The 20,782-nt window shown below is 68.1% G+C and carries 16 protein-coding genes; 8 read left to right on the top strand and 8 right to left on the bottom strand.

What is annotated here, in order from left to right:
• Positions 1 to 19: 19 nt before the first annotated feature.
• Together VGP60_RS07405 and VGP60_RS07400 are read right to left on the bottom strand one after the other, a co-directional pair.
• Positions 20 to 1,213, bottom strand: coding sequence for a hypothetical protein (locus VGP60_RS07405; RefSeq protein WP_327547128.1), 1,194 nt, complete (start codon positions 1,211 to 1,213; stop codon positions 20 to 22).
• An 88-nt stretch (positions 1,214 to 1,301) separates the two neighbouring features.
• A complete protein-coding gene (locus tag VGP60_RS07400) occupies positions 1,302 to 4,271 on the bottom strand; it encodes an AfsR/SARP family transcriptional regulator (protein WP_327547127.1) in 2,970 nt (989 codons plus the stop codon).
• Between the two features lie 155 nt (positions 4,272 to 4,426).
• Here VGP60_RS07400 and VGP60_RS07395 point away from each other — a divergent pair, with 155 nt between their 5' ends.
• The gene (locus VGP60_RS07395; protein WP_414640302.1) at positions 4,427 to 5,089 is read left to right on the top strand and encodes a hypothetical protein; all 663 of its coding nucleotides are present in this window, start codon (positions 4,427 to 4,429) and stop codon (positions 5,087 to 5,089) included.
• A gap of 47 nt (positions 5,090 to 5,136) precedes the next feature.
• Positions 5,137 to 6,690: an alkaline phosphatase D family protein gene (locus VGP60_RS07390; RefSeq protein WP_327547126.1), complete on the top strand. Its 1,554-nt coding sequence runs from the start codon at positions 5,137 to 5,139 to the stop codon at positions 6,688 to 6,690.
• A 612-nt stretch (positions 6,691 to 7,302) separates the two neighbouring features.
• Here VGP60_RS07390 and VGP60_RS07385 read toward each other — a convergent pair.
• Positions 7,303 to 8,625: an MGH1-like glycoside hydrolase domain-containing protein gene (locus VGP60_RS07385; protein WP_327547125.1), complete on the bottom strand. Its 1,323-nt coding sequence runs from the start codon at positions 8,623 to 8,625 to the stop codon at positions 7,303 to 7,305.
• A 139-nt stretch (positions 8,626 to 8,764) separates the two neighbouring features.
• Between VGP60_RS07385 and VGP60_RS07380 the strand changes: the two genes are divergently transcribed.
• Entirely contained in the window at positions 8,765 to 9,940 is a 1,176-nt protein-coding gene (locus tag VGP60_RS07380; protein WP_327547124.1) for an ROK family protein, read from the top strand.
• Positions 9,941 to 10,282: 342 nt separating this feature from the next.
• Positions 10,283 to 12,253, top strand: coding sequence for a S53 family peptidase (locus VGP60_RS07375; protein ID WP_327547123.1), 1,971 nt, complete (start codon positions 10,283 to 10,285; stop codon positions 12,251 to 12,253).
• A gap of 77 nt (positions 12,254 to 12,330) precedes the next feature.
• Here the strand turns inward: VGP60_RS07375 and VGP60_RS07370 are convergent, their stop codons facing one another.
• The gene (locus VGP60_RS07370) at positions 12,331 to 13,056 is read right to left on the bottom strand and encodes a peptidylprolyl isomerase (RefSeq protein WP_414640301.1); all 726 of its coding nucleotides are present in this window, start codon (positions 13,054 to 13,056) and stop codon (positions 12,331 to 12,333) included.
• A gap of 96 nt (positions 13,057 to 13,152) precedes the next feature.
• Here VGP60_RS07370 and folP point away from each other — a divergent pair, with 96 nt between their 5' ends.
• Positions 13,153 to 14,022 carry a dihydropteroate synthase gene (folP, locus tag VGP60_RS07365; RefSeq protein WP_327547122.1) on the top strand — a complete coding sequence of 290 codons (870 nt, stop codon included), beginning with the start codon at positions 13,153 to 13,155 and terminating at the stop codon, positions 14,020 to 14,022.
• A gap of 1 nt (position 14,023) precedes the next feature.
• On the opposite strand, the gene VGP60_RS07360 is transcribed toward folP, so the two are convergent.
• From VGP60_RS07360 to VGP60_RS07345, 4 genes are all read right to left on the bottom strand, one after another.
• Positions 14,024 to 15,532 carry a sensor histidine kinase gene (locus VGP60_RS07360; RefSeq protein WP_327547121.1) on the bottom strand — a complete coding sequence of 503 codons (1,509 nt, stop codon included), beginning with the start codon at positions 15,530 to 15,532 and terminating at the stop codon, positions 14,024 to 14,026.
• 214 nt (positions 15,533 to 15,746) lie between these two features.
• Positions 15,747 to 16,388: a hypothetical protein gene (locus VGP60_RS07355; protein WP_327547120.1), complete on the bottom strand. Its 642-nt coding sequence runs from the start codon at positions 16,386 to 16,388 to the stop codon at positions 15,747 to 15,749.
• Between the two features lie 20 nt (positions 16,389 to 16,408).
• The gene (locus tag VGP60_RS07350) at positions 16,409 to 17,050 is read right to left on the bottom strand and encodes a hypothetical protein (protein WP_327547119.1); all 642 of its coding nucleotides are present in this window, start codon (positions 17,048 to 17,050) and stop codon (positions 16,409 to 16,411) included.
• Positions 17,051 to 17,128: 78 nt separating this feature from the next.
• Positions 17,129 to 17,824, bottom strand: coding sequence for a hypothetical protein (locus VGP60_RS07345; RefSeq protein ID WP_327547118.1), 696 nt, complete (start codon positions 17,822 to 17,824; stop codon positions 17,129 to 17,131).
• 90 nt (positions 17,825 to 17,914) lie between these two features.
• Between VGP60_RS07345 and VGP60_RS07340 the strand changes: the two genes are divergently transcribed.
• From VGP60_RS07340 to VGP60_RS07330, 3 genes are all read left to right on the top strand, one after another.
• Positions 17,915 to 18,586 carry an SDR family NAD(P)-dependent oxidoreductase gene (locus VGP60_RS07340; RefSeq protein WP_327547117.1) on the top strand — a complete coding sequence of 224 codons (672 nt, stop codon included), beginning with the start codon at positions 17,915 to 17,917 and terminating at the stop codon, positions 18,584 to 18,586.
• On the top strand, positions 18,583 to 19,593 hold the full coding sequence (locus tag VGP60_RS07335) for an S-adenosylmethionine:tRNA ribosyltransferase-isomerase (protein ID WP_327547116.1): 1,011 nt from the start codon (positions 18,583 to 18,585) through the stop codon (positions 19,591 to 19,593). Before VGP60_RS07340 ends, VGP60_RS07335 begins: the two co-directional genes overlap by 4 nt.
• A gap of 124 nt (positions 19,594 to 19,717) precedes the next feature.
• Positions 19,718 to 20,779, top strand: coding sequence for an ABC transporter substrate-binding protein (locus VGP60_RS07330; protein WP_327547115.1), 1,062 nt, complete (start codon positions 19,718 to 19,720; stop codon positions 20,777 to 20,779).
• Positions 20,780 to 20,782 lie beyond the last annotated feature (3 nt).

The raw sequence follows: 20,782 nt of genomic DNA, 5'->3' as shown, positions 1-20,782 counted from the left end.
CCCCCCACGCTGGGTCAGCTCAAGCGCACTTGGGGGCGACGGGGAGATCCGAGCCGGTCTGGAGATAGGTGTCGGAGATGTAGTGGCCCTCGCCGATCTTGTCCCAGATGTTGCTCGTCCCGAAACGGCCGGTGACCGTTTCGCCTTCGACGTAGCATTCGATGTTGACCTTGGCGTAGTTCGCCGCGAGTCCCTTGACGGCGGCCGTGGTGCTGGCGCTCGCCCGGACGTTCATCGGGTCGCCCGCGGTGGTGACGACGCCGGTCGGGCCGGAGCCGGTCCACAGGTAGGTGACGTTCACGTAGGCGTTGTCGGTCATCTTGAGACCGTCCCAGAACGTGCCGTCGGCGATGTCGATGGCGGCGGCGTTCAGTACCTTGCGGTTGCGGTCGTCACGGCCGCCGTTGTAACCGTCGAGGTACGCGGCCTGCGCTTCGGGCTTGCCCTGCGGCAGGTCCTTCCACATCTGGCGGCTGGCCGACGGGTTCCAGTAGTCGTCCCGCTCGTTCCACGGCCCGACCTCCCACACCGGCGCGTACTCGCAGCGGCTGTTGTCGGTGCGGCAGACCTTCGCGGTGTAGGTGCCGGTTCCCTTGCCGGACAAGGACTTCCCGGACGGGAACGAGACGAAGTGGTCGCGTGCGGTGATCTTGTGGCCGTTCGCGGTGGTGCCGCCGACGAGACCTTCACGGGTCGCGAACACGCGGTACGTCTTCGCCGCGGTGGCGGCGGCGAGCGCGTTGACCTGTGGCGCCTGGTCCGCGGTGAGGCGGAGTGAGCTGACCGAGCTGCCGGAGCCCAGGCCGACGCGCACCTGAACCGAGGAAACGTTGCCGGGTAACGTTGTCGCGCCCGCTTCGAGCGGCTGCCACTCGGTCCAGTCGTTCGCGCTGAGCTTGCCGCGGACGGAGACTTCGGCTTCCGCGCCGTTGGCGGAAACCTCGGCCGTGATCCGGTTGGCCGGGCGGTTCAGTTTCTGCTCGGACATCGTGAGATAGCCGTCGCTCCCGGCCATCCGGTGGACGTTCGTGTCGTCGACGGTCAGCGCGGTGCCGTCGAAGCGCACATTGACGTCATCGGTGTCTACAGTGGACAGATCTGCTTGCCAGGTGACGCCCGTCGCTGCCTGAGCCGGGGCGGAGGCCAACGCCGAAACGGCCCCCACCGCCAGAATCGCAGCCAACAAGCGTCGGGTCCCCGTGGTCCGGACCATGCCGGTCTCCTTCCAGAACACTTTGTCGTGGATACCGGACGAAGTGTCTTCAGGAGATGTACACGATCGATACAAAGCGGCCGCGGGATCAGGCCGACGCGATATGCCTCCGGGTGCGTTTCCCCTGCTGAGGCTGCGCGACCGGCTCGATCTCCGCCGTCTTCCCCATGCGCGCGAGCAGCGCCATTTCCTGCGGTTCTGCGCGGAGTTCGTGCCACAGCACCAGCGCGCGCTCGGCGTACACCCGTGCACGTTCCGGCTGGCCCAGCGCTTCGTGGAGCTCGCTGAGCCGCTCGGAAACCTCCGCTTCGGACCGGCGGTCGCCGTTGTGCCGGTGCACGCTCAGCGAGTTCACCAGCAGCAGCTGCGCGTGCGCGTAATCGCCGGTGTGGAAGCACAGTTCGCCGAGATGCTGGTTGGCGTAACCGATACAGTGGTCGTCGCCGAGCTCGTCGAAAATGGCGATCGTCCGGTTCAGCTGCTCGCGCGCGGCGCCGAGATTTCCCCGGTGCTGCTGGAGCAGGGCGAGTCTCTTGAGCGCGTGCGCCTCGCGATGACGGTCACCGATGGCCGCGGAAAGCTCGTAGGCGTCGGAGAACCAGCGTTCGGCGGTGGAGTAGCAGCCCAGCAGCAGCCAGATCGCGCCGACGCCGAGCCGTGCGATGGCCTCGCCGTTGCGGTCGCCCACCTTGTCGAACAGTGCCAGCGATTCGTGGCAGCGGTCGAAGGCCGGTTCGTAGTCGCCGAGGATCCGCAGGCCCGTGCTCAGTCCCGACAGCGCGATCGCCATGCCCTGGTCGTCGCCGACCTTCTCGAAGAGCCGGCGCGACTCCTCGAACGACACCAGCGCTTCGTCGTACAGATCCTGGTAGAGATGCATCTGTCCGATGTTGCGCAACACCACCGCCTGCCCGCGCAGGTCGTCGGCGCGGCGCGCGGAGGACAGCGCGATCGCGTGCGAGTGCTGCCAGTTGTCCTGGTGCCCGCGCAGGTCGAAGTACGGGGTGAAGGCCGCTGTCAGCCGCCACGCGAGGTCGTCCAGACCGTTTTCGGCGGCGAGTTCGATGGCGGCGACCCCGGTGAGGCGTTCGGCCTCGAACCACGTGTTCGGGTCTTCGAGCAGGTCGTCGGCACCGGACGGCAGCGGGGGTTCGACGTGCCCGGCGGTGCGGAACATACCGAAGAACACGATCGGCATCCGGTCCGCGGCTTCGACGGCGAGCGCGAGATAGCCCTCGATCACCCGGCGCAGCGCGGCTTGGCGGACTTCGGGGCTTTCGGGCTGTTCAACGGCGTAGCAGCGCAGGAGATCGTGCAGCTGGTAGCGCGGCTGGCCGGTGACGTCCGAGCCGATCAGCTCGACGAGATGGGCATCGATCAGGACGTCGAGCACTTCGTCGGCGTCCGGGCGGCCCAGCAGCGCGGCGACCACCCAGCCCGGGAACGTGACCGGGCCCAGCGCGCCGAGGCCGCGGAACGCGCCGGCCACTTCTTCGGGCAGGAGGTCGTAGCTCAGCGAAACACTCGCGCGGACTTCGAGATCGCCGACGCGGAGTTCGTCGAGCCGCCGGTGTTCGTCGCGCAGCCGCCCGGCCAGCATCTTCAACGTCCAGCCCGGCCGATGGGTGAGCTTCGAGCCCACGACCCGGATCGCCAGCGGCAGGTACCCGCAGTGGCGCAGGATCGCCGCCGCGCTTTCGGGTTCTGCCCGGGTTCTCTCCACGCCGACGATGCCCGAGAGCAGTTTCGCCGCTTCGCCTTCGGGCAGCAGGTCGACGTCGACCGGTAGCGCGCCCACCAGATCCGGCATGCGGATCCGGCTGGTGATCAGCACCGCGCACGCCCCGGACCCCGGCAGCAGCGGGCGGACCTGCGCGGCGCTGCCGGCGTCGTCGAGCACGATGCACAGGCGCCGCCCGGACAGGCGCGACCGCAGCAGCGCGGCGCGTTCCTTTTCCTCACGCGGCATTCCGGAATCGGGGACGCCGAGCGAACGCAGGATTTCGGCGAGCACGGCCATCGGTGTGCGGGGTGACGACGTCGTCCCGGCGAGGTTCAGATGCAGCTGCCCGTCGGGATATTCGGCCCGGACGGCGTGCGCCAGCCGGACCGCGACAGTGGACTTGCCGACGCCGGCCGTGCCCGAGAGCACCGCGACCGTCGGGGCGCCGCTGCGGCGCCGGTGGTGCAGCAGCTCGACCAGATCGGCGACGAGTTCCTCGCGGCCGGTGAAATCGGGGAGGTCCAAGGGAAGCTGGCAGATCGGGAAACCGGGAACCGGCCTGGCGACGGGCTTGACGGCCGTCGGTGTCGGCGACATCCGTGCCCGCAGTTCCCGCAGACGCGGCCCGGGTTGCGCTTCCAGTTCTTCGCGCAGGATCCGCTCGATCTCGGTGTACGCCTGCTGTGCCTCGGCCTTCCGGCCGCTGGCCAGCAACGCCATGATCAGCTGCTGCCACAGTTCTTCGCGCAGGGGATGGGCTTCGACGAGCCCGCGCAGTTCGACGATCGCCTCACCGCACCGGCCCAGCTCGATCCGGACCTTGAGACGTTGCTCCTGAACGGAAAGCCGCAGCTCGTCGAGCCGGGCGATGGCCGATCCCCAGCCGTGGTCGTGCGGCAGTCCTTCGAGGACTTCGCCGCGCCACAGCTGATCGGCGAGGTCGAGCTCCGCCAGGGCAAGCTCGGGCTCGCCCTTCCCCAGTGCTCGTTGCGCCGCCGACGCGTGGCCTTCGAACGCGAGCCTGTCCAGTTCTTCGGGCTCGGAAGTCAGGATGTAGCCCGACGCCCGGCTCTGGATCCGGTCGGCCAGTTCGGGGTCGCTTTCCGCGAGTCTTCGGCGCAGGGAATGGACGTACGTGCGGATGTTCGCGGCCGCGGAACGCGGTGTCGTCGTCGGCCACAGGACGTCGATCAGCGACTCGGTGGAGACCACGACGTTCGGCTGGAGCAGTAGCGCGCCCAGCAGCATACGCGGTTTCGGGCCGCCCAACGGCAATACCCGGCCACCCACCTGGACCTCTAATGGTCCTAAAACCCTGAACGAAATCGATGTCACTTATACCGCCCGTAAGGGAGGAGCCCCATGTTTTCGGATCGTATGGGTGTTTCCCGCCGATAGCTAGATCCATTTGGTGGCCGATGAGTGAAGCGGCCGTGATCCTCCGCGCCCACTTGTACGGATCGTGTACACGATCGGCCGACCCTGTCGGCATGACAGGATCACGTACCCGGCGGTTCCTCCCCAAGGTCATCGCCGTCCTCATGACAGCGTCCGCGTTGCTGGTGCTAGACGTCGTCCCGGCGGCCGCGGCCGCGACGGGCAAGGTCCAGACCGCCGGCGACCCGCTCAACGTCCGCCGTGCCCCGAGCACGACGTCCACGGCCGTCCGGACCGTGGCCAACGGCGCCAGCGTCAGCATCGACTGCCAGACCATCGGCACGTCCGTGACCGGTCCGCTCGGTACGACCACGCTCTGGGACTACGTCCCCGCGCTGGGCGGCTACATCTCCGACGGTTACGTCCAAACCGGTTCCGACGAGCGGATCGCGCCCGACTGCGGCGTCGGTTCCGGCAGCGCCGAGTGCTCCACGGGTGCCTGCGCGGCGGAAGGCGTCTTCAAATCGGCGGGTGGCTCGGTCACCGTCTACGACAACGCGGGGGACGGCAAATCCGCTGGTGTCGCGTACTGGCTGAAGAGCGGCGTCGGCCCGATCTGGGTGTGGAACTCGAAGGGCACCGGGACGAACGTCGTCGCGAACACGGGCGCTCCCAAGGGAACCTGGGTCTTCTACAAGGTCTGCGTTTCCGACCGCGGGGCGACTGTGCCCACCCTGGACAACTGCAGTGGCGGCCTGACCGATTACGTCGCCTGAATATTCAAAATCTGAGTATTCATATTCTTGGAATAGGAGATAATGACATGGGTCAGGTTAATCGACGCGCCGTTTTGCTCGGCGGGGTTGCGGCCGGGGGCGCGGTCGCGCTTTCCACGGCACTGCCGTCCTGGGCGAGCACGAAGACTTTCCTTGCCGCGCCTGCCATCCGCGATCCGTTCCAGCTCGGCGTCGCCTCGGGTGACCCGCTGCCGGACAGTGTCGTGCTGTGGACGCGGCTCGCGCCGGCGCCACTGAACAACGACGGTTTCGGTGGCATGCCGGACGCGTCGTACACCGTCGACTGGGAGATGGCGAACGACGAGGCGTTCGGCTCGGTCGTCCAATCCGGGAGCACGACGACGAACCGCGCGCTGGGTTACTCCGTCCACGTCGAACCGAAGGGGCTCGAACCGGCGCGGGTGTACTTCTACCGCTTCAAGACGTCGGGCTACATCTCCCCGGTCGGGCGGACCCGCACCACGCCGGCCCTCGGCGCGGCGGTCAACCAGCTGAAGTACGCGATGGCGTCGTGCCAGCACTGGGAGGAGGGCTGGTACCACGCCCACCGCGCGATCGCCGCGGACAACCCGGACCTGGTCCTCTTCCTCGGCGACTACATGTACGAGAAGCCGTCCGGGCAGGCGGCGGAGTTCAAGGTGCGCGGGCTCGCCGCGGCCGCGGACACCACGACGCTCGCGCTGTACCGGGCGCGGCACGCACAGCACAAGACCGACGTCGACCTCCAGGCCGCGCACGCCGTCGCGCCGTGGGCGGTGGTGTTCGACGACCACGAGGTGATGAACAACTGGAACAGCACCACCTCCCCGGCGAGCGCCGCCCGCAAGGGCTACGCGTTCCAGGCGTTCTACGAGAACACCCCGATCCGTTCGACGGCCAAGCCCAGCGGCTCGTCGATCAACATCTACCGGCAGCTCAACTGGGGCAACCTGGCGCGTTTCCACCTGATGGACACACGGCAGTACCGCAGCGCGCAGGCCACGGACAAGGACTGCGTGGGCTACCGCAATACCAGCCGCACGCTCACCGGCACCGCGCAGGAGCAGTGGGTGTTGAACGCGTTCAACACCAAGCCCGCGACCTGGGACTTCCTCGGCCAGCAGGTCTTCTTCGCGCAGCGTGACACCGACGGCAAAAGCGCCACCTGCGACAGCAGCAACGACTCTTGGGACGGCTACAGCGCTTCCCGCGACCGGATCACGAAGGGCTGGGTCGACCGCAACATCCCCAACCCCATCGTGCTCACCGGTGACGTGCACCGGCACTGGGCGGCGGACCTGCGGCAGAACTACTACGACCACAACGCCCCGATCGTCGGCTCCGAGCTGGTCACCACCTCGGTGACCAGCAACAGCAACGGTTCGACACCGCCGAGCGCGACCTGGTACGCGAACAACCCGCACGTCAAGTACTGCCAGGGCATGCGCGGATACGTCCGCGTGACGACCACGCCCGCGCAGATGCGGGCGGACTTCGTCACGGTGTCGAGCGTGCTGGAGCGTGACCCGGCGAAGGTGACCATCAAGACGGACCGGAGCTACGTCGTCCAAGCGGGTCAGCGGGGATTGCAGCAGGTGTAACCGGTCAGGGTGCTTTTCGCACTCGTGAATGTGTGAAACGCAGGGTTGGGTGGTGACGTTTTTTCGGGGATTTCGGCAGGCCCCGGAGTTCGTTCGGAAGGCTGATTTACGAACGAATGCGCTGGTCAAGGGCTCATCCGGGCGATATTTCGCGGTGAGCGAAGGTAACGAAAAGATCAAGAACCGCGCGGACGGGTGGAAAGGGGCTAATGCTGCAGGGGTCCGCGGCGAAGGTTATTACGACAATTCGTACGGAAGGATCCCGCGTCCCGGGTCTTACTGGGGGTGATGCGGGGTCCTTCCGTTGCCCGCCACCCCGGCTCTTCGCCACCTGTCGACAGATGGCGATCGGCTTGACCTGCGGCGGAACGCTTCGCGGGCGCTGTTGCGCAGGGAGTTGGTCATGCCTTGCCCGTCCCGCGCTATGAACGGACCTTTCCTTGCACCTCCCGCAAGGAAAGGTCCGTTCATAGCGTCTGGTCTGCCCCAGCGAGTCGCCATCTGTCGACAGATGGCGATCTCTTCCGCGCAAGACAGCAAAGAGCGGGAGCGAGGGACCTTTACTGCCGGATCGCGGTAGTAAAGGTCCCTTGCTCCCCCTTCGGCCGCCTCCTACGTCGTCGAGGACAGTAGGTCGACGGTCAGTGCGGCGGTCCAGCTGAAGGCCCGGGCGCCGTGTCCGGCACCGGCGAGCGGATCGGTGTACTCGGCGAAGTCGTTGCGCCAAGCGGAGTCGAGCAGGTCGGAGCGCAGACGTCGGGCGTGCGCCAGTTCGCCGTGGGCCAGCAGGCCTCGGTGCACCAGCCAGCCGACGTTGAACCACGACGGGCCGCGCCAGTACTTCGCGGCGTCGAAGTCGGCCGCCGTCAGGTCGTAGCTCGGCACGCCGAGTGCGACACCGAGGCCGAACCGAGGGCCGGTCGCGGTGCGCAGCAGTTCCTCGGCGACGGGCAGGTCAGCCAGGAGCAGCGGGAGCAGTCCGGCGCAGGTGAACCGCGGGACCAGCTCGCCGAGCAATGCGTCACGCGGGAAGAAGAACCCCGCCTCGGCGTCCCACAACGTGCTGACCAGGGCTTGGGTGATCCGCGCGGCGTGTGCGCGGTGCCCGGCGGCTTTGCCTGGCAGGCCGAGTTCGGTCGCGATCTCGGCCATGACGTGCTCGGCCGCGGCGAACAGAGCGTTGAAGCCGGGGTCTTCGACGGCGAAGGCGTCGGCGAACGACGTCCAGTGTGAGTCGTCGTAGCCGAGGTCCCGGTAGCCCGCGGCCAGGCGGACGTAGCGGCCGTAGTCGTCGTCGGTCGGGCGGTCGGCGGCGTCGCCGTGCTCGAGGTCGCGGCGCACGAACTCGGCCGGGTCGATCGGCCGGACCCGCGAGAGCGGCCCGTCCCAGGCCGGGCTGTTGTCCATGCCCGATTCCCATGGATGGACGATCGAAACCAGGCCGCGGCCGCCCAAATCGCGTCGCGAGCGCAGGTACTCGTGCCACGCGGCGAGCTTCGGGTACATCGCCTTCAGGAAGTCCGTGTCCGGGTTGGCCCGGTAAACCTCCCAGACGGCGAGCGCGTGCACCGGCGGCTGGACGATCCCGGAGGTCTGCCCGGCCTGCCAGAAAGCGGGACCGGGGAAATACGCCTCGGCCGGCGTCGCCGGGTTGAAGACGATGTGCGGGACGCGGCCGTCGGCCCACTGGGCCTCGAACAGCGTGCGCAGCTCCAGCCTTGCCCGTTCGGGTGAAAGGTGGCGCAGGCCGAGCGCGATGAACGCCGAATCCCAGCTCCACTGGTGCGGATACAGGCCGCGTGATGGCACTGTCGAAGAACCGAGCCAGTTGCCGGCGAGCACCCCCGCGGCGGCGTTGCGCAGCCACTGCTCGGTACCTGTGGGGTCGGTGACTCCGGCGCGACGGTGGTCGTTCAGATGAGCGACACTCTGCACTTGAGAGACACTCTGCACTAGATCCCCCGGGTCGGAACGCAATGTTTCGGTGATGTGTCCAACATATCTCCTACTTATGTCTTGTCAATGGACAAAAGTAACGGTCCTGATGAGGTTCACCACAGAGAGGGCATGGGCGATGGTCGAGAAGAGTGCGGTGCCGACGACGGCGGGGGAACTGCTGCACCTCGTACGCACTGGCCAGGCCACCACGCGGAAAGCGCTCCAGAACCTCAGCGGACTTTCGCGGTCGACCTTGACCGGCAGACTCGACGCCCTGCAAGCCGCGGGCTGGCTCGCGGAGTCGGGGCAGGAGGATTCTACCGGGGGGCGGCCCGCGAAACAGCTTCGATTCAATGACCAGCACGCCGTCGTCCTCGCGGCGAGCGTCGACACCATGCACGCGGAGCTCGCGGTCACCGATCTCTCCGGCAGACGGCTCGCCCGGCGCGGCGGCTCGCTGCGGGTCGCCGATGGTCCGGTGCCCGTGCTGGACCGCATTTCGCACTGGTTCCGCGCGCTGCTCGCGCACTGTGGCCGGAGCGCCGCCGAGGTCTGCGGCATCGGGCTTTCCGTGCCAGGCCCGGTCGAATTCACCACCGGACGGCCGACGCAGCCGCCGATCATGCCGGGCTGGGACGGCTTCGACATCCCCGCGTTCCTGGGCGCGCGCTTCGACGCGCCCGTGCTCGTCGACAACGACGCGAACCTCATGGCGCTCGGCATGCAACGGCTGCACCACCCGGACTGCTCGGCGTTCGCGCTGGTCAAGGTGTCGACCGGGATCGGCGCCGGGATCGTGATCGGCGGCGAGGTGTACCGCGGGATCGACGGCGGCGCGGGCGATATCGGGCACATCCGCCTGCCCGGCCACGCCGACGCGCGCTGCATGTGCGGCGCGATGGGCTGCCTGGCGGCGGTGGCCAGCGGAGGAGCGCTCGCCACGCGGCTGACCGAGCTGGGCCTGCCGACGGCGTCGGGGTCCGGCGTGCGGGAGCGGGTCATCGCCGGGGAAGCCGAGGCGGTGCGGCTGACGCGGACGGCCGGGCAGCAGGTCGGCGAGGTGCTGGCGACGGTGGTGTGTGTGCTCAATCCCGGGGTGCTGGTGATCGCGGGGGACCTGGCGGAGCCGCATTTCGTGACGGGGGTGCGGGAGGTGCTCTATCAGCGGGCGCTGCCGAGGGCGACGCAGCGGCTGCGGATCGAGATCGGCAAGCGCGGCGACTGGGCGGCGGTGAGCGGGGCGTCGTCGATGGTCGTGGAGACGGTGTTCGCCCCCGCCGCCGTGGACCGCCGTCTGGCCACGTCCCCCTGACGCGCATCTCCGGGCCGCACCCGGGGAATATGTCGACACTTTCCCCGAGTGGGTCCGGAAGGTCGGGTTCGTGCGGGTCCCGCCGAAAGTAGGGTGCGGGGGCGGGCGCGTGGGGGTGGGCGGGAATCGGACTTAGTTCGCGTAGCTATCCATTCCTCGCGAGCGGTAGCCGACAAAACGGATTTCCGGTCGAGTATCGCAAGTGGACACTGAAGTGGAAATAACTCCTTGTCGCATAACGGTTTCGTTTCTCGCCCATTCTTCTTCCGGTCGCGCGATTGGAGGATCTAGGGTCTGGCGTGGTTCACCCGATTCCCGGGTCGGCGTCGAGAGGGAGTACCTGTGCGAAGAAGCCTGACCATGTTCCTGTCGCTTGTGGTGGTGGGAGGGCTGGCCGTGACCGCGCCGGCGATCGCCAGCGCACAAGACAAATCGGCTATTCCGGAATCGCATCCCCTTTGGGCGACTCCGCAGGCGAAGGTCGCGGACACCGCACCCGCCGCGAAGATGACTTTCCGCGTTTATCTGAATCTGCGCGATCAGGCCGGAGCCGAAGCGGCCGCACGCGCGGTGTCCGATCCGGACAGCGCGTCGTTCCGCAAGTATCTCGGCACCGACCAGGTCCGCGACCGGTTCGCCGCCACCGATTCCACGGTGAAGTCCGTGCGCACCTGGCTTTCCGGCAGTGGTTTCGCCGTCGGCGACGTGCCGTCGAACCGTGCGTACGTCGAGGCGACCGGTACCGCCGACCAGGTCCAGAAGGCGTTCGACGTCAAGCTCGGCAAGTACAACGTCAAGGGCCGCCAGCTGCGCGCGTCGGACAAGAACCTGTCCGTGCCCGCGGGGCTCGCGAACGACGTCCTCGGCGTGATCGGCGTCGACCAGGCGACTTCGCTGTTCAAGCCGGATCACACCGACGGGCAAGACACAGCGGCGACAAAGGCCAGCGCCCCGCAGGATGTCGCGCCCGGACCGGGTTTCCGCAACGCCGGGCCGTGCGGCACCTACTACGGCGAGAAGACCGACACCACCGACCCCGCGTACGCCGGTAAGAACCTGCCGTACGCGCCCTGTGGCTACACGCCCGCCCAGCTGCGCTCGGCGTACGGCCTCGACCAGGCCGCCAAGCTCGGCACCGACGGCAAGGGCACCACGATCGCCATCATCGACGCGTTCGCGTCGCCGACGATCTACGCCGACGCCTCGGAGTACGCGCGCCGCAACGACCCGGCCCACCCGCTGAAGGCGTCGCAGTTCTCGCAGAAGATCTTCCCCGCCAACCCCGACCTCGAAGGCCCCGACGGCTGTGACGCCGCGGGCTGGTATGGCGAGGAAACCCTCGACGTCGAGGCGGCACACGGCCTCGCGCCGGGCGCGGACATCCTCTACGTCGGCGGTTCCGACTGCCAGGACCTCTCGCTCGACGCCGCGCTGAACTACGTTGTCGCCGGCCACAAGGCCGACATCATCTCGAACTCCTACGGCGACACCGGCGAGGACATCCCCGCCGACGAGGTGCAGGCGTTCAACCAGATTTCCCTCCAGGCCGTGCTTTCCGGCATCGGCGTGTACTTCTCGTCCGGTGACAACGGCGACGAGGTCGCCCGTCTCGGCACGCCGTCGCCGGACTTCTCGGCGTCGGCCCCGTGGATCACCGCTGTCGGCGGCACGAGCCTCGCCGTCGGCAAGGACGGCAAGCGGATCTTCGAAACCGGTTGGGAGACCGGCAAGAGCACGCTGACCAACGGCGTCTACGGGCCGGCCAGCCCGGGCGCGTACACCTCCGGTTCCGGTGGTGGCACCAGCCGCCTGTTCCCGCAGCCGTTCTACCAGAAGGGCGTCGTGCCGGACGCGCTGTCGACGCAGAACCAGACCGGCAAGGCGAAGGGCCGGGTCGTCCCGGACATCTCCGCGGTCGGTGACCCGAATACCGGATTCCTGGTCGGCCAGACGCAGACGTTCCCCGAAGGCGCGCACTACGACCAGTACCGCATCGGTGGCACGAGCCTCGCGTCGCCGGTGTTCGCCGGGGTCATGGCGGTGGCCGACAGCCTCGACCACTTCCACCACGGCTTCATCAACCCCGTGCTCTACAAGCTGACCTCGCACACCTCGGCGATCAGCGACGTGAAGCACGTGGCCGGCGCGGTGGCCCGGGTCGACTACGCGAACAGCGTCGACGCCTCGGGTGGGCTGCTCAGGTCGGCACGGTCCTTCGACTACCCGAACCTGACCATCCACACCACGGCCGGGTACGACAACGTCACCGGCCTCGGCGCGCCGAACGGCATCCTGTTCCTGCTGCTCGTCTAGCTCTCCCCGGCGCCAAAAAGTGACATGAACGGACCTTTCATCTCGATTTTTGAGATGAAAGGTCCGTTCATGTCACTTCAGGAGATCTTCGCGCGCAGGATGTCGGTCTTCAGGACCGGCGGGCCATCGGTCGGCGCGGGAGCTTCCGGCGTCGGGACGACACCGGCCGCGGCGACCTTGTCGAGCGTCGCGAGGCCTTCGTCGCCCACGGTGCCGAAGATCGTGTAGTCCGGCCGCAGCGACGAATCGCCGTAGACCAAGAAGAACTGGCTCCCGTTCGTGGCGGGCCCGGCGTTGGCCATCGCCAGGACCCCGCGGGCGTAGACCTTCCGCGCGCCGGTCGGGTCGGTCGGTGCCGGCGGCAGGTTCGTCGGCAACTCGTCCTTGTACTTGTAGCCGGGGCCGCCCTCGCCCGTTCCGCTCGGGTCACCGCACTGCAGGACCTTCAGCGTCGGGTACGTCGTGAGCCGGTGGCACGTCGTCAGGTCGTAGAACCGGTGCGACGCCAGGTGCAGGAAGCTCTGGACCGTGCACGGCGCCTGCGCCCGGTTCAGCGTCAGCGGGATCTTGCCCTGGCTGGTCTTCAGCTCGACGTCCACCTTGCCCCGGCTCGGCGTGCGCCGCGGGTCCGGTGGCAGCCGGATCGGGCGCGCGGCGGGCTCGTCGGGCGTCTCGGTGTACGCGCAAGACCCGTGGGTGACCTTCGGTGGTGGCGGGGTGGCCGCCGAGGCGCTCACCGGCGTGGTCAGCAGGAATCCTCCCGCGGCCAGTACGGCGATCACGGCGTTCGCGGCTTTTGACACGTTCGTCCCCTCCCGGTCGGTACAAAAGGCGGGGCGAACCTACCAACGATCGCGCGCCCGCCGCTGCCCCCGAAAGGCGCATGGCACGCTGGGGGCATGCCGACCGAGCTGATCTTCCGGGGCCGCCGCGTCACGCGCGAGCGCGCGCTGGTGATGGCCATCGTGAACCGCACCCCCGACTCGTTCTACGACCGCGGCGCCACCTTCTCCGACGACAGTGCGCTGGCCGCGGTCGAGCGCGCGGTCGCCGAGGGCGCCGACATCGTCGACATCGGCGGGGTGAAGGCCGGGCCGGGCACCGACGTCGACGTCACCGAGGAGATCCGCCGGGTCGTCCCGTTCGTCGAGGAGATCCGGCAACGGCATCCGGACATCGTGATCAGCGTCGACACCTGGCGCCACGAGGTCGGCAGGCACGCCTGCGAAGCCGGCGCCGACCTGCTCAACGACACCTGGGCGGGCGCGGACCCGCGGCTCGCCGAGATCGCCGCCGAATTCGGCACCGGGTACGTCTGCTCGCACACCGGCAACGCCGTCCCGCGCACGCGCCCCTTCCGGGTGCATTACGAGGACGTCGTCGCCGAGGTCGTCGAAGAGACCACGCGCCACGCCGAGGCGATCGTGGCGCTCGGGGTGCCGCGGGAGGGCGTGCTGATCGACCCCACCCACGACTTCGGCAAGAACACCTGGCACAGCTTGGCGTTGCTGCGCCGCGCGAACGAGCTCGTGGCGACGGGCTGGCCCGTCCTGATGGCACTGTCCAATAAGGACTTCATCGGCGAAACCCTTGGCGTGGAACTGGAAGAGCGCGTCGACGGCACACTCGCCGCGACAGCGCTGGCCGCGGCCGACGGCGCGAAGGTGTTCCGCGTGCACGAGGTCCGGCGGACCCGTCAGGTGCTGGAAATGGTCGCGGCCATCCGAGGCGACCGAGTGCCCGCGCGGGCGCTGCGCGGGCTTGCCTGAGCTACGGCGTTAGCGGGATCGACGCCGAAACCGTGGTACCGGAACCAAAGGCGCTCTGCACGGTCAGCTCGCCGTTCAGCGCGCGCACGCGGTCTCGCAGGTTGTGCAGCCCGGACCCGCCGCCGATGTCCGCGCCGCCGCTCCCGTTGTCCGTGACGTCGACGTGCAACCGGCCGTCGTCGAGGTGGAAGTCGATCCGGACCTTGTCCGCACCGGCGTACTTGAGCGTGTTGGTCAACGCTTCGGTCACCACGAAATAGACCGTGGCCTCGGTGGTGGCGTCCAGCCTCGGGATGTCGGTTGCCGGGAAGTCGACCTCGATCGGCGTGCGTTCCAGCAGTGCGCGGACGGCGATGACCGGGCCCGCTTCGGACAGGATCGCCGGGCGGATCCCGGCGGCGAGCTCGCGGAGTTCGGTGACCGTCGCCAGCAGTTCGGTCACCGTCGTCGAGAGCAGTGCTCTGATCGCCGGATCGGTGTCGGGCGTCAGGCGTCGCTGGGCCATGCGCAGCCCGAGCACCAGCGCGACGAGTCGCTGCTGGGCGCCGTCGTGCAGATCCCGCTCGAGCCGGCGCCGCTCGGCGTCACTGGCCGAGACGATCCGCGCGCGCGACGCCTGGACCTCGGCGAGTTGCTCCGCGAGCTCGGCCGTCAGGCGCTGGTTGTCCCGCACGAGATGCGCGGCGGCGTTCAGCGTTTCCAATGAGTGCGAGCCCTTCCAGACCTCGTCGTCCAGCACCAGATCCGACAGCGCCTGTTCGTCGCGCTCGACCAGCAGCCGGGTGATCTCCGCCGAATCCACCTTCGCGCGAAGCACCCCGAGCAGGAAAGCCAGCGGCCACAAGCAGAACGACAGCCGGTAGAGCTCCATGAACACCGGCGCGACCTCGGCACCCCACGGGCGCACCGTCACGAGCGCGGTGCCCAGCGCCGACATGACGGACCCGAACAGCGCGATGGCGAGCACCGGCGTCGACAGGTGGCGCTGGGGGAGTTCCCCGGCGATCCACCGGTAGGTCAGCAGTACCACCACGCCGAGCGACACCGCCGTCCCGACGACCACCAGCAGTTGCGAGAACAGCGCGTCGAACCCGGGGATGTCACGCACGACCAGGACGTTCGGCACCGTGCCCGCGGCGAGCGACCTCGATCCGGTGAACAGCAGCTGTCCCAGCCCGGAGCCGAACACCGCGGCATACGCCGTCGCCACCAGCACGCGTTCGCCTCGCGAACGCAGCACCCCGTGCGGGAACGCCACCACCAGATGGGCGATCAGCGCGCTCGACGCGGCGGTGAACAGCAGGCCGATGGAGAACACCCAGGGAGTCCGGGAAAGCTGGAGGTCTTCGGTGAAGAAGGCGAACCCGACCAGCGCGATCAGCAGACCCGTCGGATTCGCGGGGCGCAGGGCGTGGGAGATCGCGCCCGCCGCGACGAAGAGGAACCCGGTCGTGCCGCTCAACGCCGTGTCATACGCCGAATGGGAGCCGTCGTTGATTTTGAACGCCATCGCGGCCACCCCCATGGACAGCCCGGAAACGACGACCGCGTACACCATTGCGGTCCGGGATCGCGAGGGTTGAGTCACAGGCGCCGCCAGTCAGAACCGGTTCGTACCAAGGAGAGCGACCGTTCAGAGTAGAGCTCGCCGACGTTCGCAGTAAACAGGAGGAACTCCGCGATTCCGGAGATACGTCCGCCACGACATTCTTCCGGGTGAATTTTCAAGATTTCAAGAGAGAATCCGCGACCAGTGGCGCGATCTCGGCGAGCACGTCCTGCGCGCTGACGACGACCGTCGTCGCGTAGGCGTCTTTCGCCATGAGGAGGTAGCAGCTCAGGACGACGCCGGGCTCGTCGCAGAAGGCGTACTGACGGTCGATGCCCGGCGCCGGCGGGAGTGGCACGGCGTCCCCGATCTTGGCCGGACCGTAGCGGGTGTTGTGCGTGCCGCAGGCGAGCGCTTGTTCCACTTCGGCGACGGCCGCCGAACCCGCCGCGTCGTCGTAGCGAGCGAGGGTCTGGCGCACGGAAAGGGTTTCCGGGCTCCGGGACGTCCACATCGCCCTGACCGCGGTGCGGACGTGGTCGTCGAGCGGCAGGCGCGGGGAGCAGGTCGTCAGGAGGGTGAACTTCGTGGTTTCGGTGATCACCAGGGAGAACGGACCCTGCTCGTGCCGTCCGCCCAGACTCTCGATCTGGTCGTCCGTCAGCATCTTCGCGGCGAGACGCCGTTCACCGCTGACGGCCGGGGCGAGGCCGACCAGCACCGTGGGATCGGCCATCGCCGTGCCCGCGAGCCTGCTTTTGCACGCCGTCGACGTCACGAGCAGCAAGGCCAGCAGCGCGACCGGAAATCTCCGCATAGCGGACAATCTTACGGGCGTCAGGCCGTCGAGAGCGAGGCCGCGACGAGTGGCGCGATCTTGGCGAGCTGGTCCCGCGCGGATTTCGAGTCGAAGACCGTGACCACCGTCGCGTAGGCGCCTTCCGCCATCAGCAGGTAGCAGGTCCCAGGGACACCGGGCACGAGCGGTACGTCGCAGAACGCGTACTGGCGATCGATGCCGTCGGGCGGCGGCAGCGTCGCCGTGCCCTCGATCTTCGTGGTGCCGTACTTGGTTTCGTGCTGACCGCAGGAGAGCGCCTGTTCGATTTCGGCGACGGCGTCCGCCGCGGGAACATCGTCATAGGCGGCGACAGTCTGGTTCACGGTCATGGGTTCCTGGCCGGGCGTGGCCCACGCGGCCTTGACGGCGTTGTTCACCATGGTGCTGAGCGACAGCTCGGGCAGGCAGGTTTCCAGCGGGATGAACTTCGTGGTTTCGGTGCGCATAAAGGGAATCGGCGAATCTTCCGGCTGCGCTCCGAGCGTCATGAGCTGCGTGTCGGTCAGCATCTTCCCGGCCAGCCGCCGCCCGCTCTCGCGGTCCGGCGCCAGCACGGTGGTGACGGCCGGATTCGACGGCGGCGGACTCGAGCACGCTGTCAGCAGCAACCCGATCAGGACGGCCGAAGACCTTCGCATGGCGAACGATGTTACGGCGAAAGGCTTTCCCAAGCGAGGCTCCACTTGCCGCCATCTCCTCGACAGATGGCGGTCTCTCTATCTTCCGAGAGCGTCGGCGACCATCGGCGCGATCTTGGTGAGCATGTCCCGCAAGGGTTCCTGGCCGTTCATCTCCCACGGCGTCAGCTGGACCGTCGTCGCGTAGGAGGCTTTCGCCATCAGCAGGTAGCAACTACCCGGGTGGGCAGGTCCCTGGGGATTGTATGACGGCGCGTAAGGAGCATCGCAGAACGCGTACTGCGCGTCCGCCCCGGTGATCACGGGCAGCGGTACCTCTCCGGCGATCCGGGCCGGTCCGGACCCCGACTCGTGCGAACCGCAGGCGAGTGCCTGTTTCACCTCGGCGAGAACGGCCGAGCCTGGAGTGGCTTCGTAGTAGCCGATCGCTTGGGACACCGACGCGGTGCCCTTCTCCATGGCGGACCAGGTCGACTGCGCCGCGCGGACAGCTCGCTCGCCCAGCGGAAGTGGCTGGGAACAGGCTTTCAGGAGGCTGAACTTCGTGGTTTCGCCGATCAGGAAGGGAATTGTTTCGCCATCCCCGTGGCGTCCGAAGAGGGCGACCTGGTCGTCGGTCAGCGTTTTGGCGGCGAGCTGCCGCACGCCGGAAGCGGCGGGGGCCAGCCCGACCGGTACCGCGGGGTCGGCCAGTGGAGTGCCTTCGAGCTTGCTTTTGCATGCGCTGGAAAGCAACAGGAGCGCGACAAGGAGGATGATCGGCGATCTTCGCATGGCGAAAGCATGGCACGGCGACGATCTCGGCCCTTGACCTCAAGCATTGTGGAGGTTTCAGGATGGGGTGACCTACCGCTGGAGGGCACCATGCCTGTCGCACTCATCACCGGCGCTTCCGCCGGACTCGGGCTCGCACTGGCGAAAGCGCTCGCCGGCCGCGGCTGGTCACTGGTCATCGACGCGCGCGGCGAGGAAGCGCTGAGCCGCGCGCACGCCGAATTGGCGAAGCTCACCGATGTCGTCGCCATCCCGGGGGACGTGGCCGACCCGGCTCACCGACGCGAGTTGGCCGCCGCTGCCGGGAAACTCGACCTGCTCGTCAACAACGCGAGCGCGCTCGGCCCGAGTCCGTTGCCCCGGCTCGCGGACTACCCGCTCGACGAATGGGAGCACGTGTACCGCGTCGACGTGCTCGCGCCGCTCGGCCTCATCCAGGCCACGCTTCCCGCGCTGGCCGGGGGAATCGTCGTCAACGTCAGCTCCGACGCGGCTGTCGAGGCGTACGAGGGCTGGGGCGGCTACGGCTCCGCGAAGGCCGCGCTCGACCACGTGACCGCGATCCTCGGCGCCGAACATCCGGACCTCGCCGTCTACGCGTTCGATCCCGGCGACATGCGCACCGAGATGCACCAGCGGGCGTTCCCCGGCGAGGACATCTCCGACCGGCCGGAGCCCGAATCGGTGGTTCCGGCGTTGCTCGACCTCATCGCGAACCGGCCCGCGAGTGGCCGCTACCGTGCCCAGGAGCTGGTGAAATGACCACCCGTTTCGAACTTCCCGACGAGCTTTCCGCGACGGCGCCGCCCGAGACACGCGGCCTCGCGCGCGACGAGGTCCGCCTGCTCGTCGCGGCCGGAAAACGGGTCGAGCACAGTGTTTTCACCGAGCTGGGCACTTATCTGAAACCCGGCGACCTCGTGGTCGTCAATACTTCGGCGACGCTGCCCGCCGCTGTCGACACGACTCGCGCGGGTGTGGTCGTGCATTTCTCGACCGAGCTCGACGACGGCAACTGGGTGATTGAGCTGCGTTCACCCACCGGGCCGATTCTCGACGCTCACCCCGGCGAGCGTGTCGGGTTGCCCGCGGGCGCGCATTTGACGTTGCTGGCGCTCTACAGACCAGGTCAAAGCCGGTTGTGGTGCGCGAAAGTGACCGTCGAAGGGGACGTCACGGCGTTCCTGACCGGCGCCGGACGTCCGATCCGCTACGGCTATGTCCCGAAACGCTGGCCGATTTCGGACTACCAAACGGTTTTCGCCACCCAGCCCGGCAGCGCCGAAATGCCGAGCGCGGCGCGGCCGTTCACCACCCAACTCGTCACGAAACTCGTCTCCGCCGGAGTGCTTTTCGCGCCGATCCTCCTGCATACCGGAGTTTCGTCGCAGGAAAGCGGGGAACCGCCGCTCACCGAACGTTTCCGGGTGCCGGTCACCACCGCGCGGCTCGTCGAATGGGTGCGGGCGGAGGGCGGCCGGGTGATCGCCGTCGGCACCACGGTCGCGCGGGCGCTGGAATCGGCCGCGGGAACGGACGGCTCGCTCACTGCCCGTGACGGCTGGACGGATCTCGTGCTCGGACCGGACAGGCCCGCGCGGGTCGTCGACGGCCTGATCACCGGCCTGCACGCGCCCGACGCGTCACATCTTCTGCTGCTCGAAGCCGTCGCCGGGGCCGAAGTCGTGCAACGCGCCTACGACATCGCGTTGGAATCTCGCTATCTTTGGCACGAATTCGGCGATGTTTCACTGTTGCTGAAACAGTGAGCGCTGCCCTTGTCAAGCTTTCTCATCAAATTTCCCGCCATGCGGATGGTCATGACCGAACTGGGGGAACGTGGGATTCTCGGCTGGATATCGACCGGCCGTTCCCGCGAAAGGCGCCATTCCCGTGCGTACCCTCCGTAATTCCCGTGTTCTGGCAACGACGCTTGCCGCCGCCGCGCTGGCAGCGGGTCTCGTCGGCTGTTCGCGTGCGGAGACGAACACGCCCGCCGCGGCGCCCGACCAGGCTCCGGCAGCCGAAGTCCGGCTCGGCTACTTCCCCAATGTGACTCACGCACCCGCCCTGATCGGGGTGAAGAAGGACTTCTTCAAGCAGGAACTGGGCACCACCAAGCTGACGACGCAGGTCTTCAACGCCGGGCCCGAAGAGGTCACCGCGCTGCTGGGGAACTCGCTGGACGTCGCGTTCATCGGCTCCGGACCGGCCATCAACGCCTTCACCAAGTCGAAGGGCACCATCCAGCTCATCTCCGGCGCCGTCTCCGGCGGCGCGCAGCTGGTCGTCAAGCCCGGGATCACCTCGGCCGAGCAGCTCAAGGGCAAGAACATCGCCACCCCGTCGCTGGGCAACACCCAGGACGTCTCGCTCAAGAAGTGGCTCACCGAGAACAACCTGAAGGACCAGGTCAAGATCACCAACCTGGACAACCCGAAGACCCTCGACGCGTTCAAGACCGGCGAGGTCGACGGCGGCTGGCTGCCGGAGCCGTGGGCGTCCAGGCTGGTGCTGGACGCCGGCGCGTCGGTTCTGCTCGACGAGAAGAGCCTGTGGCCGGGCGGCCGCTTCCCGACCACCGTGATGATCGTGCGCAGCGAGTTCCTGCAGCAGCACCCGGACACCGTGCGCGCGCTGCTCAAGGGCCAGGCCGCCGCGATCGACTGGGCGACGGCGAACCAGGCCGAGGCCAAGACCGTCGTCAACGAGTCGCTCAAGGAACTCGCCGGCAGCACGCTGAGCCCCGCGGTGCTGGACCGCGCGTTCCAGGGCATCGAGCTCACCCTCGACCCGATCCCGGCCGAATTCCCCCAGCTGGCCAAGGATTCCGTGACCGCGGGCGTCGTCAAGGAGGTCGTCGACCTCAAGGGCTTCGCCGACTTCGGCCCGCTCAACGAAGTGCTCAAGGAGGCGGGCAAGCCCGCCGCCGCCGCGTCCGGACTGACGAAGTAACCC

This window comes from Amycolatopsis sp. (genome assembly GCF_036008905.1).
Lineage (GTDB): Bacteria > Actinomycetota > Actinomycetes > Mycobacteriales > Pseudonocardiaceae > Amycolatopsis.
Note: the sequence above shows the minus strand (reverse complement) of the source record. Positions and strands in the feature narration are given on the sequence as shown.

Excerpts from the sequence above, each read along its gene's own strand:
- VGP60_RS07405 (WP_327547128.1), bottom strand. The coding sequence starts at position 1,213 with ATGGTCCGGACCACGGGGACCCGACGCTTGTTGGCTGCGATTCTGGCG.
- VGP60_RS07395 (WP_414640302.1), top strand. The coding sequence starts at position 4,427 with ATGACAGGATCACGTACCCGGCGGTTCCTCCCCAAGGTCATCGCCGTC.
- VGP60_RS07390 (WP_327547126.1), top strand. The coding sequence starts at position 5,137 with ATGGGTCAGGTTAATCGACGCGCCGTTTTGCTCGGCGGGGTTGCGGCC.
- VGP60_RS07380 (WP_327547124.1), top strand. The coding sequence starts at position 8,765 with ATGGTCGAGAAGAGTGCGGTGCCGACGACGGCGGGGGAACTGCTGCAC.
- folP (WP_327547122.1), top strand. The coding sequence starts at position 13,153 with ATGCCGACCGAGCTGATCTTCCGGGGCCGCCGCGTCACGCGCGAGCGC.
- VGP60_RS07360 (WP_327547121.1), bottom strand. The coding sequence starts at position 15,532 with ATGGCGTTCAAAATCAACGACGGCTCCCATTCGGCGTATGACACGGCG.
- VGP60_RS07355 (WP_327547120.1), bottom strand. The coding sequence starts at position 16,388 with ATGCGGAGATTTCCGGTCGCGCTGCTGGCCTTGCTGCTCGTGACGTCG.
- VGP60_RS07350 (WP_327547119.1), bottom strand. The coding sequence starts at position 17,050 with ATGCGAAGGTCTTCGGCCGTCCTGATCGGGTTGCTGCTGACAGCGTGC.
- VGP60_RS07345 (WP_327547118.1), bottom strand. The coding sequence starts at position 17,824 with ATGCGAAGATCGCCGATCATCCTCCTTGTCGCGCTCCTGTTGCTTTCC.
- VGP60_RS07340 (WP_327547117.1), top strand. The coding sequence starts at position 17,915 with ATGCCTGTCGCACTCATCACCGGCGCTTCCGCCGGACTCGGGCTCGCA.
- VGP60_RS07335 (WP_327547116.1), top strand. The coding sequence starts at position 18,583 with ATGACCACCCGTTTCGAACTTCCCGACGAGCTTTCCGCGACGGCGCCG.